At 44.3% G+C, this 15,693-nt stretch carries 7 protein-coding genes; 1 reads left to right on the forward strand and 6 read right to left on the reverse strand.

Annotated elements, in window-relative coordinates; all coding sequences use genetic code 11:
• Positions 1 to 175: 175 nt before the first annotated feature.
• On the reverse strand, positions 176 to 1,675 hold the full coding sequence (locus tag J6600_RS09245) for a cellulase family glycosylhydrolase (RefSeq protein ID WP_209388294.1): 1,500 nt from the start codon (positions 1,673 to 1,675) through the stop codon (positions 176 to 178).
• A gap of 463 nt (positions 1,676 to 2,138) precedes the next feature.
• Here J6600_RS09245 and J6600_RS09250 point away from each other — a divergent pair, with 463 nt between their 5' ends.
• Positions 2,139 to 2,450, forward strand: coding sequence for a magnetosome magnetite crystal formation protein family (locus J6600_RS09250; RefSeq protein ID WP_017417895.1), 312 nt, complete (start codon positions 2,139 to 2,141; stop codon positions 2,448 to 2,450).
• A gap of 50 nt (positions 2,451 to 2,500) precedes the next feature.
• Here J6600_RS09250 and J6600_RS09255 read toward each other — a convergent pair whose 3' ends face one another.
• The 5 genes from J6600_RS09255 to bamC form a co-directional block, all read right to left on the reverse strand.
• Positions 2,501 to 3,901, reverse strand: a complete 1,401-nt coding sequence (locus tag J6600_RS09255) for a sensor histidine kinase (RefSeq protein WP_209388295.1) — start codon at positions 3,899 to 3,901, stop codon at positions 2,501 to 2,503.
• A gap of 2 nt (positions 3,902 to 3,903) precedes the next feature.
• Entirely contained in the window at positions 3,904 to 4,611 is a 708-nt protein-coding gene (locus J6600_RS09260; protein WP_017417897.1) for a response regulator transcription factor, read from the reverse strand.
• 143 nt (positions 4,612 to 4,754) lie between these two features.
• The gene (gene xynC, locus J6600_RS09265; RefSeq protein WP_209388296.1) at positions 4,755 to 6,026 is read right to left on the reverse strand and encodes a glucuronoarabinoxylan endo-1,4-beta-xylanase XynC; all 1,272 of its coding nucleotides are present in this window, start codon (positions 6,024 to 6,026) and stop codon (positions 4,755 to 4,757) included.
• A 61-nt stretch (positions 6,027 to 6,087) separates the two neighbouring features.
• Complete coding sequence (locus J6600_RS09270; protein WP_209388338.1) at positions 6,088 to 7,626, reverse strand: glycoside hydrolase family 43 protein; 1,539 nt, start codon at positions 7,624 to 7,626, stop codon at positions 6,088 to 6,090.
• A gap of 167 nt (positions 7,627 to 7,793) precedes the next feature.
• Complete coding sequence (gene bamC, locus J6600_RS09275) at positions 7,794 to 15,653, reverse strand: bacillomycin D non-ribosomal peptide synthetase BamC (RefSeq protein WP_209388297.1); 7,860 nt, start codon at positions 15,651 to 15,653, stop codon at positions 7,794 to 7,796.
• Positions 15,654 to 15,693: the final 40 nt, after the last annotated feature.

Genomic DNA, 15,693 nt, shown 5'->3' on the forward strand with positions numbered 1-15,693 from the left:
CATTACATCATATGTTCAGTGAATCACATCTACTCCTTGGCTTTCTTGAGATTGCTAACAACATTTGTACAGGCCCATATGCTGTTTCAGAGTTTCATCCGCCACGTAAACCTCCTTGTATTGCTGTTTAAGATGATAAAAGCGGACATCGTTGCTGATGTCCGCCTAAAGCTTACTAATTGGGTTCTGTTCCCCAAATCAGTTTTCCTTGATGATATAATGTGATTTTTTTCGTTGTTTTAAACGTATTTGATTGGAAAAAGGAATAATCGCCGCTTTGTGCATAATTGCTCCAGTCATCATTGTGAAGACGAAGCTGAATATTCCCTGTGCTTGCTCCCGGTGCCAACGTTCCGTTTTTAAACCCCAGTTCCAGATAGGTATCTGCACCTTGCTTAGGTTTATGCAGCGTCACAAATTTGTGGGTCAGATTGCCGCATCCAATCTGCGCGTAGTCACAGTCAAAGTTTTGGCCTTTGTTTTTCACGTTATACCAGTAACGGGCAGTGACATCTTTTAAATCCACCGTCGCATCGCCGTTATTTTTTATGTGAAGCTGCGGGCGGATTTGATTGCTGTTCACACGCCCATCCCCTGCTTTGTATTGTACAGAAATACCTTTTTCCTGTGTGGGGTTATCTTGTGCTGGCGTTTCAGGGCGTTCTTTCGTTGAATCTTTGTAGCCGCGAATGTTTTCTCTTACGAATGTTCCTGAAGCAGTTAAATCTGTAAGCGGCCAGCCGCCTGTTTTAGATGCTCCCGGCTTTAAAGCCGAGGATGATTCCTGCTTATCAGAAAGATTCCAGTTCACCCAGCTGATGTTCTTGCTGTCGAGATAATTCAGCCATTCCCGCGACTGGCCAAGGAATACACCGCCATTTCCAGACGCATCGCTTGTTCCCCATTCCGTCACGAAAATAGGCGCTCCTTTGCTGAGTGCGTAGTTTGCTTTATCCCGTAAAGATTGGCCGTGTGTGCCGGCATAAAAATGAAGCGCGTACATGACGTTTGCATCTTTTAGCTGGTCATCGGCAGCATCATTCACATCCTGGCTCCATGTACCGGTTCCGACAATGATGATGTTGTCTGGATCATTTTTGCGGATAACGGAAATCACTTCTTCCGCATACGGTTTAATATCATGCTTCCAGTTCACGTCACCGTTTGGTTCGTTTGCAATTTCATAAATGACGTTTGGCGTGTTTCCGTAAAGACTTGACATCTCCTTGAAAAATTCTTTTGCCTTCTCTTTATTTTGGTTTGGGTTGCCGTCATTTAAGATATGCCAGTCAATGATGACATATATCCCAAGTTCTTTTGCCGCTTCAACCGCTTCTTTTACTTTATTTTTCACGGACGGGTTGTCAATATAACCGCCATCTGCCGTATACATCGCCGCGCGGAAAACGGTGATGCCCCAATCGTCTCTCAGCCATTTTAAGCTGTCTTTATTGACGAAATCGCCATACCATTGCAATCCATGTGAACTGATCCCTTTCAGTTGTACCGTTTTGCCGTCGCGGTTTACGAGCTGTGTACCTTTTATGCTAAGCTGACCATTCTTGGCTACTGGCGTTTTTGTCCCTGCTGCAGATGCCGGCGAAGGCAGCAAGCCGCCCATTGTCAATACCGCAATCAATAAACACGTAATAAAAATAGAAATTGACCGTTTCATATCTGATCTTTTCCTCCTTCGCATCATTTTGGCTCTTCACTTCTTATGAGCTCGAACTCATTGTAAAAATCTTTCTCATGATTGTCTATCAACCTAATTTCTTGTTTTTGGTAGGTGTAAAAGCCTGTCAATTTGCTCTATCTCTATTGAATAAGACATACCTGACACATATAGAACAAAGAAAACCGGACTGAATCGGGACTTTACACGTCATTTTTCAATCGAATCGGAAAATTAAATGTATTTCCAACGCAGACATGCTGAATGTGATGAGTCTCAATATGGCATTGAATCTTATGATTGCTGTAAGAAGACGAGCCCTTGCCCGTCCTTGTTAATGTAAGGTTGATGTAAGGTTCGGATTAATACGGGTTAAGGTTGGAGTTGTACAATAAGATTGTACTTCAGTGAGGGATTCAGCCAGAAGAATTCCCCCTTCAATAAATCATAGAGGTGAAAAGGTTTGAGAGAAAATAAAATTTTGTCTTCATTATGTTACTTCAGTATATTTTTTGCGCCGTTTCTGTTTCCGATTATCGTCTATTTCTTAGGACAGGACGATGTGAAATATCATGCGAAAAAATCTTTGTGGACGCATCTGATTCCTTATTTGATTTTTGGAATTGGCATCATCGCTTCAGGTTTACTTGGTATGAATGACATCAGGCACGCCGGGCCTTTCCTGCTTGCGACGTATGCTGTTACATTCCTTGTGGCGATCTATTTTTTCATTTGGAACATTGTCAAAGGAATCAAAGTATTTTCGGAGCAATAGGAAAAAACGGTTCTGTTATTAATCAGCAGAACCGTTTTTTTGTATAGCCATTATGATAATTGTATATCTATCGTTGTCCCTTCTCCCGCGGTGCTGTGAATGGTGATGTCCCCTCCGTGCTTTTGGATAATATCCTTTGCTATGGCCATTCCAAGACCAGAGCCTGCATGCGTCGTTCCTGTATTTGTCCCCCTGTAATAGCGATCAAACACTTTTTCCAGCTCCCCTTCTTCTATCCCTTTGCCATTGTCCTTAATTGTCACATGAGTCCGTTCTTTTTGTTCAAGCCGTACAACGATCTTCACATCAGGATCATTGTGAACGAGGGCATTTAAAATGAGATTCGTGACCGCTCTCCGAATCAATATCGCATCAAGGTTCAGCATCAGCTTTTCCAGGTTCGTTTGAAGCTCAATGGACTTATCCGCATATCTAGAATCGTTTAACATATCAATTAACGTTTCCCGCAGCAGCGATACAAGGTTTACCCGCTCTGTATGTAACATCACATCGTTGTTTTTCAGCCTTGTCGTTAAATTTAAATCTTCCATCACATCTTTCATATAGAGGGATTTACTCTCAATGATCTGGGCGTACTCTCTGATCTGTTCGACTGTTAGATGATAATTCGGATCTTGGATGATTTCTGCATAGCCTTGAATAGATGCTAATGGTGTTTTAATGTCATGAGAAATATGACTGATCCACTCTTCACGCATTTGCTCTAATTTATCTTTTTCTTTTTTGCTTGAAGATAGTTGTTCCGATAAATGATTGACATTATAGAAGACATCTTTATAAATGCCTTTGGATTTCATTTTGATCGTATAATCTCCATTAGCTAACCGCTGGATTCCTTGAATGACACGGCCGAGCGGTTTTGTGAGCTGCCGGCTGAATAGATAGCCGATGAGTAACGCGATCAATGCATCTATTGATAATAATATGATGGTCCCTGCATTGAACTTCGTCACAAATTCCTTGGTATCATATGAGATGACATACTTTCCGAGAGAGGGATTTTTAAACCCTATAAAATAACTGTACTCCTTGCCGTTTACTTTTTTTCCGCCGGCGTAAATGGTTGATAATAATTGTTCATCCTTATATTTATGTAAATTTACAATTTCAATAGGCGTATATTTTTTCTTCAGTCCTTTAGGTTCTCTATCATGATAAACATCCCGTCCGTTTTCATCTAATATTTGAATCCATGCATTCTGCTCTTTTAAAGCTTTTTGGCCCTCTTTGTTTACTGTGATACCATTGTTCGATAACGTGACATATTGTCGGAATGATCTTGTGAAAGTTTCCGGTGTACTTTCTTCGTCATGTTGGCTGTTCGCCTGGAAAACGAGCCAAAACATAAAAATAAATAAATTAATGAAGACTGTAATGATGGTCACTATGATGACAGATACCATGTATCTGCCTGTTAATCGCCAATTCATCCTTACGCATCCTTTACAACAAATTTGTAGCCTAACCCTTTCACAGTGACGAGAAAGTCTGGTTTTGATGGGGTGTTTTCTATTTTCTCACGGAGCCTGCGTATATGAACCATCACCGTGTTGTCAGAACCGAAGAAATCTTCTCCCCATACAGCTTGATAGAGTGTTTCTTTACTGATCACCCGATTGGGATGCTGCAAAAAATAGGTCATAAGCATAAGTTCTTTAGGTGTTAACTCAATAGCCGCTCCATTTTTGGTGAGCTCGGCTTGTTGTTGGTTTAATTCAAATGGCCCTTTTTTTATTACGGTTCCGGTTTGAGAAGGCTGTAAGTAAGAGACCCGTCTCAGCTGCGCTTTGACCCGGTATGCAACTTCCTTAGGGCTGAAGGGTTTTGTAATGTAGTCGTCCCCGCCGATGGCAAGTCCTACAATTTTATCCGTTTCCTCCCCCTTTGCAGACAAAAAGATAATAGGAACGTGTGAAATGTCTCTTATTTGCTTGCAGATATCATAGCCTTCACCGTCTGGCAGCATGATATCCAATATCACCAGATCGGGATTTTCTTGATGAAATTGAGCCAATCCGTCACGGGCAGTCGAAGCGGTCACTACGCGATCAATGCCTTCTCTTATTAATACGGTTTTGATCAGTTCCAAAATTTCTTTTTCATCGTCTATGATTAATACTTTGCTGTGAAGCCGTGACATATATTGATCACTCCTTGAAGTCATTGTCATTATTATACCCAATGTCCGTGTATCGTTAAAAAAATCAACACTTCTCTCCCACAGAAAATAAGCCAATTTTCTTTTTCGAGTAAGAAAATTGGCTTATTGCAATGCTGATGCCTTTAACGCTTTACAACAAATGTTGTCACGCTTTGAGCCGGAAGATGGGCCCAAAAATGATTGTCCGTTACTTTGAGATCCGTTCCAGGTTGAAGATTGCTGCTGCTGCTCGTGATCCATCTGGATACTTGCGAAGCAGTTCCATTCTGCAGTACAAAGTTTTGGTTGACCCCTGTGTTATTTTTATTAATGGCAACAATCACGACTTTATTGTCTCCTTTATAGGCTGACACGTAAACATTCGGTTCAGGATTTTTCGTTGCATCAATCCTTACATAGCCAGGGCGCACAAATTTTGAGAAATGAGCCATATTGTATCCGCGTTTGCTGATCATCCCATCTTCTTTCATAGGGCCGTATGATCTGCGGATGTACCACCACACATAAGCTTGAAAATCTCCCTCTACCATTGAATGATGAATATGCTCTGAAACACCTAAAGCTTCAGGCCAGCGATCCGCTGAATTGTTGTCACTATTCGGATAGTATACCTCCGTCATCCATAGCTCTTTCCCTCCTCCTTTTTGTTTGAAAAGAGGATAAGGAAACTGACTGACCTGAGTGCCGTACAGGTGGGTTCCGAGGATATCCATATTCCTAAGCGCCTGCGGATCGTTCAAAATGGGGTCCGATATATTTTTCAGGTATTGAAATGATTCTGGCGCAATCACGCGGGCATTAATCGAACCGGCATTCTCTCTCATGAAACGCAGGATTTCTTGGGGCGTCCACCATGTCCATTCGTGAGCGTAATCAGGTTCGTTTTGCATAGAAATCGCATACAGATTCACACCATTACTCTTCATGAAATTAACGAAATCGTTAAGATGCTGCGCGTATGCGGCGTACTTATCGTATCTCAGCCGCTTAGCTGATGTGTCACCATTATGATTGAAAGTCTCTACCATATCGTTTGGCGGATTCCAAGGGGAAGCAAAAACGATTGCTCCATGTTTGATCGCACTCTTTGCAGTCTCCACTTCCTTGTACCAATTATTTCTATTTTCATCTACATGAATTCTTAAGACCGAAAAACCTAACTGATTCTGTCCATTGCCAAAAGCGGTCTCCCGTTGAGGCGCAGTCAAATCTCCAATCCAAGCCGGGTGGTTCATTCCTCCAAAACCGCGAATCACTTGTCTATCTGCAGATATATTAACTGTTGCATCACTTGCTGCTGAAACTTCAGTAACTCCCGGTCCTAAGAGCATGACGGACAGCATTGTGAAACATACCAATAATACACAAATTGTTTTTTTTACGCTCGACATCATTTTTCCCTCTCCTTCATATGTCGTTTATGGACATAGAAAACGTACCTTTGTCTCCCTTTGCTTATCTTTGTGTAAACTGCCAGTAATCAACATTAAACAAGTTTCCTGTACCAGTTCCGGTAAATACAAAGAATACGTTGTGAACACCGGATGCGCCGCTTACCGCAGTTTCTATTTCTCTCCAGGATTGCGTTCCGCCTGTGGAAGGGACATTCAAGGTTCCGACAAGCTTACCGTTTGCACTGTCTAGCCGCACTTCTATTTTTCCGCCTCTAGCGGACGCTGCATTTGCTTTGAACGTCTTGGCGCCGCCTGACCCGAAGTCTGCATTTCCAACAGCAATCCAGTCTCCGTTATGAATGTTTGTGACATGTTGATTATTGACCGGCCCGCCGGGTGCTGAGGATGCCTCTGTCAAAATCCGTCCGTTCCAGGCAAACGTTTCCGCTTCTACCCGGTGATATGGATTCAAGTTGGATAGCTGTTTGACACCTGCAAAATTTGCCGCTACCTCTTGCAGGGAGCCATCTGGATTATGCACAAGCTTATTAATATGGGGAGAACGGTATCCTTTGCCGGCCCCGTAAAGAGCGGAGCTGACAGTTTGAGTATGATACACCACATACCACTCGTTTTTAAAATTGAAAACAGCATGGTGATTGTTCCCGCCGCCTCCGAAAAATGCTCCCGGATTTTTCAGAAAGTGCCCTCTATACGAAAAAGAATCCATAGGACTTGAGCTGGTCATATAGCTGATCTCACCTGGAGGTTTATCGGCCGGGTGAGCGCCCCCGAAATTGATACAATAGGAATAGTAATATTTTCCGTTATACTTATGCATTCCCGAATCTTCAAACATAAAAGGCGCATCAATGGTCGATGCACTTCCGGCAACACTGGTCATATCAGGCCCTAATTTCATGACTCTTGCTGTTTTAGGATTGGCCCATTGCCCCTGTGCGGGATTTGAACCGCCCGGAACGCCTCCGCCGGCATATAGGTAACCGGTGCCGTCATCATCTACGAATACTGCCGGATCAAAAAGCCATACAACACCGGACATTCCTGGCGTATTTGGCGTTACCAGCGCTTTTCCGATCGGATCTGTCCATGGGCCGGTCGGGCTGTCTGCGGTGAGAACCCCGATACCTCCGCCGCCATTTGCGAAATAAAGGAAAAATTTATCCTTACCATTGATCTTTTTCACTGCGGCTGACGGGGCCCATGATGCTCCTGCCCATTTGGCAATCCCCCGGCCGCCATTCGCCCCATTGGCACCCGCTGCGGGAATCGCTCCGTGATCTGTCCAGTTCACCATATCCGCTGAAGATATGACGGATATTTTATTCAAATTGGCAAATGAATTATCCTTAATCGTGCCGTCGCTATTATATTCATAGTCATCGCTTGACATATAGATGTAGACTCTTCCGTTATAGGTCAGCGCAAACGGATCTGCGCCCAGATGATGGTCGATAAGCGGATTTGAATTCCCGGCATGTTTTGCAATTGGAGTGCTTACCGCATTCGCATATTCCCCAGGTAAACAGCTCAATAATAAAGCAAGAATCAATAAACATACGCTGCACTTTTTCATCAGCTTAACATCCTCCTGTTTCCGCATATTAGGTTTTTAAAAAATATGATAACAACAGGTCATGAAGAATGTGTAAAATGAATGATTTTTAGAGTGAAAACGCTGCAAATATCTGACCCTCTTTTATGAAAAATGCCGCCGATTGCAGTCAGCGGCATTCTCTGGATCATTTACATTTTGTCAAACTTCGTGTCGCCGGCAAACGATCCTATTGACAGTTGTTCTTCAAGAACAAGTCCGTGATGATGCCGTTCTTCAATCCTTTTGATAATAGATCGAATTGCATCGGTATTTTCTTCGATATTGTGAGGGTCAAAGATCGTCACATGGTCTCCTTTTAATTTGTACTCAAGGTAATGCTGTGCGGTTGATTGCGTCCATCCTCTATCGGTCAACTCGCCGCATTGAAAATGATGAATGTTGGCGTTCACCGCGCCGGAATTGATCAGTTTATTGTGATATGTGAGATAGCTTCTGATTTTATCCTTAATGGAAGGAATGGTTAATAATTCTCTATAATAATCCGGAATGATATCCAGATTCCGATGAATGATCTCTTCGGTTTCCTCTTCCGAAAAATAATTCACCGAAACGGCTCTTTTAGAATCAAGCATCATAATGTCCGATACGATGCGTCCGCGCTTCTCCAAGGCTTTGGCGACCTCAAAAGCCAAATTCGACCCCGAGGAGTAACCAAGTAAAACAAAGGGCCCTTGTTCCTGAATGCCTATCATGCTTTCTGCATACCGGTCAACGATCTCTTGCTCGTAAGACGGCTCTTCTAGGAAATCAGCGGCATAGACGGTGCAGCGGCCGTCAAGTCTTTTCGCCATTTCATTATAGACCAGCCCGTACCCGATTAAAGGCGGGAAACAGAACACAGGGATTGAACCGTTCTGATTCATCTTGACGAATACGTTATCCGTCTTGGACTCGAAAACTGCCGCTTGAATGGCGCGTGCCATTGTTTCGATGGTAGGAAAATCGTATACGGCTTGATAATGCATTTTGATTCCCATACGGTCGTTGATTTGATGAATAACTTGCAATACTTTGAGCGAATGGCCGCCAACGTCAAAGAAGTTATCTTTAATTCCCGGGTCGCTGAGTGCTAAAATGTTCTTCCATATCTCGGCCAGCTGCTTTTCAATTAACGTTCCGGGCGCTTCGTATTCGGTTCCGGTGAGCCTATTTCCCTCAGGAGCCGGCAAAGCTTTTCGATCTATTTTTCCATTTGCGGTTATCGGCATCTTCTCCATTTGTACAAAGTAAGCCGGTATCATATAAGCGGGCAGTTTGTTCAGTAAATGACGCTTCAGCTGCGCCGTATTTAATGAATCGTCTCCTGACAAGTAGGCGCCCAGCTGCTTTGAGCCCTCTTCTTCAATCGCGATGACGACCGATTCTTTGACAGATTCCAGTTGCAATAGAGCCGCTTCGACCTCGCCAATTTCAATCCGGTAGCCCCGGATTTTCACCTGATGATCAATTCTTCCCAAATACTCGATATTGCCGTCAGGCAGCCACCGGGCGACATCTCCCGTTTTGTACATTTTTTCGCCTGCGGCAAACGGGTGTTCAACAAATTTCTCAGCCGTTAATTCCGGGCGGTTCAAATATCCTCTGGCCAGTCCCTCTCCTGCCACATAGAGCTCGCCCGGTATGCCCATTACCTGAATGCGCTGATATTCGTCCAAAATATACGCTTGCAGAGTAGGAATAGGTTGTCCGATGTTGCTTCTGCCTTCGTTGATTTCCCGTTCCGTGATTTCTTTATATGTGACATGAACGGTGGTTTCGGTAATGCCGTACATATTGATTAATTGGGTTAAAGGATATTTAAGCTTCCAGTCTTTCAAGAAGGATGGATTTAACGCCTCTCCGCCAAATATGATTTTTCGGATTTTTAAATTGGATTCGGGATCTTCTCTCTCCTCCTGCATCAGTTGATAGAAATAACTCGGCGTTTGATTTAAAATGGTCACAGCTTCCGATTTTAACAATTGCAAATACCTTTCCGGGTTTTTTGCTGTTTGTTTCGGAACAATCACTAATTTGCCCCCATACAGCAGCGCTCCGTACATTTCCCATACTGAAAAATCAAAGCAGAAGGAATGAAACAAAGTCCATGTGTCCGATGCGTTAAAATCAAAAACATTTTTGTTGGTAAATAACAGACGAACCACGTTTTTATGTTCAATGAGCGTGCCTTTCGGATTCCCTGTTGTTCCTGATGTATAAATAACGTAGGCTAATTGATTTGGCATCACGTTCAGATTGAGATTAGATGATTCGGCGCCGTATGATGACGGATCGTCAAGGAAGACAGTATGACTTTGATAATCGGTATCTTCCAGAAGATGATGCTGCAATAATAAGATAGAGACGTTAGAATCCTCAAGCATATAATGGATGCGTTCTTTCGGATAATCCGGATCGATCGGTACATAAACGCCCCCGGCTTTCAAAATAGCAAGGATGCCTATCACCATCTCCGGTGAACGTTCCGCCATAATGCCGACAAGCTCCTCGGCCTGAAGTCCTTTGGCAACCAAGGTTCGGGCCAGCTGATTGGCGCGTTCATTTACTACCCGATACGTCAGCTTCTTATCTTCAAAAACAATCGCCACGTGCTCCGGCGTTCGCTCCGCTTGTTCTTCAAACAATTGATGAATCGTCTTTTCCTTTGGATACTCGGCCGCCGTATCGTTGAACTTATCTATCAGGAGCGATCGCTCATCCGCTGTTACGATATCAAGGTCTTGAACGCGAATGTCCTGATCGTCCGCCATTTGCTTCATGATTTGCATGAAATGCGTCTGCATCCGTTCGACACTTGCTTGATCAAAAACATCGCGATTGTATACAAAACGAATGTCAATTTCTCCATCCGGCATCACTATAAAAGTAAAATCGTAATGAGTATGTTCTTCCATATGAAAATCGAGAATGTCTAATGCGTTGTCATCCTGCTTCATATGTTCTATTTGTTTCTCAACCGGGTAATTCTCAAATACCATAATATGATTGATCAACTGCTGCTTTTGCTCAGTTTGAGCCTGAATGTCATACAGCGGAAATGTATCATATTTTTGAGAAGCCAGTGCCCGCTCCTGATTCATTTTCAATACTTGTGCAGCTGTCATTTCAGGCTGCGTATGAATACGTACGGGAATGGTATTGATAAATAAACCGACCATGGTTTCAATTCCCGGAATTTCTGCCGGTCTGCCGGATACGACCGTGCCGAAGACGACATCCTGACTCCCGTTGTATCTTTGCAGCAATAAGCCCCATGCGGTTTGTATCCATGTATTGACGGTGACTTGCTGACGGCTTGCGGCCCGTTTGATTTCGTCTGTGAGCCGCTTTCCTAAACGAAACTCATGCTCACCTTTTTCGTATCCTTTCGCCCGGCCGGAAGATTGTTCTTGTAACAAAACAGTTTGCCCTTCATAACCTTCTAAATAGTTACACCAATAGGCTGACGCCTGCTTGTGGTCTTGTTGATCCAGCCATTCGATATATCGGCTGTATGGAGTGACGGCTCCCCGCTTCGGCTGCCTTTGCTCGAGTATCGCATAATAGGTTTCAAACACTTCTTTCGTAACAAGAGGCAAACACCAGCCGTCCATTAAAATATGATGAAAGCTCCATATCAATCGCGCTTGGTCTTCCTCTGTCCGCAGGATCGATACGCGCATTAAAGCATCCCGGGTGAGGTTGAATCCCCGCGCCTTATCTCTTCTTGCAAAATCGGCAATAAACTCGCTGCGCTGATGACTGTTCATGCTGCGAATATCTTCAACGGCCGTTTCAATCGGCTTTTGCCGGAATACAATCTGTAAAGGCTGATCTTTCCATTCTGTATAAAAAAGAGTCCGAAGAATGTCATATTTTTCGGCCAGATGCGCCAAACTCATCCTGAATGCATCGATATCCAAGAATCCTTTCAGATCAAAAGCGGCTTGTTCAAAGTAAGCTTCGGAAGCCGAATCGATCAAGCTGTGGAACAACATTCCTTTCTGCATCGGGGTTAATGGGTATATATTTTCAATGTCACCGAGATGACTCGTCTGCTGCACAAATTGATCCAATTCACCGATCGTTATACCTTTTAACGAAATGTCGCTTGGCGTCAGGTGAATTTGATCTTGAGCATCACAATGTGCGATGACTTGCTGCAGGCTGTTTTTTAAGAGATCGGCACAGGCTTCCATTGTTTCTCTCTGATATTGTTTACCGCAATAGCTGATGGCCAGCGACAATCGGCCGTCTGAAATCATGCCGTTGATATCAAGTGTATAGGTCAAGGGACGATTGTCACTGGCTGTTTTCCCGCTTGAGTAAGGGGATACCTCCATCTTGCCGTTCCGGACATCTTGATCAAATTGACCCAAATAATTGAAACGTATTTCCGGATGTCCGGTCCATTCATGTGCCTTCGGGTGATCGGACAAATATTTGATCAGGCCGTAACCTATTCCTTTTTGGGGGATCTGACGCAAATTTTCTTTCACTGTTTTAATCCGCTGCGGGATATCCTGATCAGCTTTGATTTGAAGCGAAACCGGATATAGGCTTGTGAACCATCCCACCGTACGCGAAATATCGAGATCCGGAATGATAGACTCTCTGCCGTGTCCTTCAAGATCAATGAGAATGTCTTCATATCCGGTCCAACGATGAATAGCAATTCCCAGACCGGTCAGTAATAAATCGTTCATATCGGTCGAATAAGCCCGGTGAGCGTTTTTTAATAAACGTTCGGTTTCCTCAACGGTCCATTTAACGATGACCGTTTCCCGGTCTTTGGCCAGACCGGTCTCCTGTTCATTGTCCTTTGGCAATGTATGCTGCGGATTATGTTTCTGTCTGAACCAGTATTGATTTTCCGCTTCGAATTCCTGACTTTCTGCATAACGATTCAACTGTTCAGCCCATAACAGGTAAGAGTCCGTTTTCTTCGGAAGCCGGATCGCTTCGCCGTTTTGGAGCTGCTCATAAGCTGCCGCTATATCCTCAAGTAAAATCCTCCACGATACGCCGTCGATGACCAGATGATGAACCGCAATCAGCAAATGATCTCCCTCTTGACACCGGAACAATCCCAGTTTCATGAGCGGTCCTTCGGCTAAATGAATGGATTGCTGAATCTCATTGGAAATGGTTTCTATCGTCTGGGACACATTTTTTTCTTCGCGTAATGAGATCACTTCAAGGCTGAACAGATCACCTTCTTCGATCCCCCGATTTCGGGCTTCATATCCATCTTCTGTCGGAACATAGACCATGCGCAAAGCATCGTGGTGCTCTGTGATCTTCTTCATGACGTCCCGAAGCTTTGATTCATCCAGTCCCTCTTTCCAATAAAGCATAACCGCTTGATTATAATGGTGTAATTCCGGGTATTTCTGGTCAAAAAACCAATGCTGAATCGGTGTCAGCAGCGCCCGGCCTTTAATTTCTCCTTGTTCTGCGATTCGGGTTACCGGCTCTACGTATGGAACAAGCTCGGAGATCGTTGGGTATTTAAACAAGTGTTTGATTTCAAACTTATACCCGGCTTGGTATAATCTTGAGGACACTTGAATCGACTTAATGGAATCGCCCCCCAATTCGAAGAAATGATCTGAGATTCCGACCCGTTCTAAGCCTAAGACCGACTCCCACACCGCGGCCAGTATTTTTTCCAGTTCTGTTCGAGGAGCTTCATAGTTCATGCCTGTAAGATTCTCTCTTGGAGAAGGAAGGGATTTACGGTCTATTTTTCCGTTGAAAGTAAGCGGCATCTCTTCCAGCTGAACGAAATAAGCAGGTATCATATAGGATGGAAGCTGCCGGGACAGCTCTTCACGGAGCTCGCCTGCAGTTAAAGCATGTTGTGCGGTATAATAGGCGCACAAGGATGTTTCCCCATCGATTTCCCGGGCGATAACGATGGCTTCTTTGATCGCCGGCAGCTGAAAAAAAGCGCCTTCGACTTCGCCGATTTCAATGCGGTAACCGCGGATTTTCACCTGGTGATCAATCCGGCCCAAATACTCGATATTGCCGTCCGGCAGCCATCTTGCCAAGTCTCCCGTCCGGTATATCCGTTCTCCTGCTGCAATCGGATGGTTTACAAACTTCTCGGCCGTCAGTTCCGGACGATTCAAGTAGCCCCTTGCAAGCCCATCGCCCGCTATGCACAGTTCTCCCGCCACACCGGTCGGCTGCATATGTTCCAAATCAGCATGTAATATATACAATTGAATGTTGGAAATCGGTTTGCCTATCGGAATCGATGCATACGTTTCTTCCGTCTGGCAATCAAAGTATGATACATCAATTGTTGCCTCAGTCGGTCCGTACAAGTTGATGATTTGAGCCTGGCTCACCGACGTGATGATGCGTTTGAAGCCTGCGACATGTACAGGCTTCAAAGCCTCCCCGCTTGCAAACACATGTCTTAATGACGCTAATTTTTGTTTCAACATCCCGCTTGGCTTCTGATCCATGGATTCCAGGAAGGCATGCAGCATCGCCGGTACAAAATGCATTGTGCTGACACCTTTTTGTGCAATTGTATCTAAAATCAGCTCGGGATTCTTTTCTCCTCCGCTTGGCAGCAGCACCAGTTTAGAACCTGCCATCGTCCACCAGAACAGTTCCCACACTGATACATCAAAGGTGATCGCAGTTTTTTGCAGAATCGCATCCCGCTCATCGAGAGGGTATTTTTCCTGCATCCACACCAGCCGATTGATGACCGACCGGTGCTCAACCATAACCCCTTTCGGCTTGCCCGTTGAACCCGATGTATAAATAACATAGGCCAGATGATCCGGACCAGCAGCCGGCTCTACATCCGACCCGTCTTCACAAAAGTTTTGCGGATCTTTCATATCCAGCACTTTTCCCGTAAAAGGTACTCTCTCTTGCGATTGATTCTGCACGAGTAACAACTTCGTATCCGAATCCTCCAATATGTATCGAACCCGTTCCTCGGGATAGCCCGGGTCAATCGGTACATACGCCCCGCCGGCTTTCAAGATCCCGAAGATCCCTACAATCATATCCAGGGAGCGTTCGGCCATAATCCCGACCGGCTGATCCGGATGCACGCCTTCAGATTGCAGTGTCCGAGCGAGTTGATTCGCCCTTTCATTCAATTCACGGTACGTCAGACGGCTATCCTCGTAGACAACAGCCGTTTGATCAGGGGTACGTCCCGCTTGTTCCTCCAAAAATTGATGAATCGTTTTTTCTTTTGGATACTCTGCAGCCGTTTGATTATAGGTGATGAGTTGATTTGTCTCTGAGTCTGACAGAATATTAAGCTGGCGGATCATAAGGTCGGGTTGGAATAACAAAATCGAAAAAATCCGGTTTACATGTTCGATCACTTGCATCATATACTGGCGATCATAAGCTTGTTCATTATAAGTTAACTTTAAATGAATCGAATCATTTTCTATGGAAAACTGAAATAACGTATCAGCAGCGGCCGTTTCTATAAAACGAATGGGGTGAAGCTGATCTAGTGATACGATCGTGTGGATCATTGGCAAATGATTTGAATCGTAGTTCAGATTTAATGGACCGGCCATTTTATCGAAAGGAACGTGCTGATGTAAGATGGCTCCGTTCAGCGTATGCTTGAATTCATTAAATATGGATTTAAACGTGCCGTCCGCATTTATGTTTTGTTTGATTAACATGACTTGATCTAAACGAAGGTCTTCATCGGTTTCGTCTTCAAAGGTCGGAACACCTACAATAACGCCCTCTTCCCCCGTATATTTGTATAAAAGACACTCGATTCCGACCAGGAGAACCATATAAACGGCCATTGGCGATTTATTCGTCATCTTCATGATGCGCAGGGATACATCGGAGCTCAATGAACTGTGAATACGGTTGGGTGCACTCGGCGCATCGTGCTCTATTGTTGAGTCCGACATTTGAAACGAAGGGATTGCACTGGGACGATCTTCCGCATCGAACATGCTGCTCCAGAACAACTCCTGTTGCTTAAATTCTGACATTAATATCCCTCCAGTAAGTTTTAGCCGGCTGATGGCTGTC

Origin of the sequence: Bacillus sp. LJBV19, from assembly GCF_017797845.1 — a bacterium.
Classification (GTDB): domain Bacteria; phylum Bacillota; class Bacilli; order Bacillales; family Bacillaceae; genus Bacillus; species Bacillus velezensis.

Excerpts from the sequence above, each read along its gene's own strand:
- J6600_RS09255 (WP_209388295.1), bottom strand. The coding sequence starts at position 3,901 with ATGAATTGGCGATTAACAGGCAGATACATGGTATCTGTCATCATAGTG.
- xynC (WP_209388296.1), bottom strand. The coding sequence starts at position 6,026 with ATGATGTCGAGCGTAAAAAAAACAATTTGTGTATTATTGGTATGTTTC.
- J6600_RS09245 (WP_209388294.1), bottom strand. The coding sequence starts at position 1,675 with ATGAAACGGTCAATTTCTATTTTTATTACGTGTTTATTGATTGCGGTA.
- bamC (WP_209388297.1), bottom strand. The coding sequence starts at position 15,653 with ATGTCAGAATTTAAGCAACAGGAGTTGTTCTGGAGCAGCATGTTCGAT.
- J6600_RS09260 (WP_017417897.1), bottom strand. The coding sequence starts at position 4,611 with ATGTCACGGCTTCACAGCAAAGTATTAATCATAGACGATGAAAAAGAA.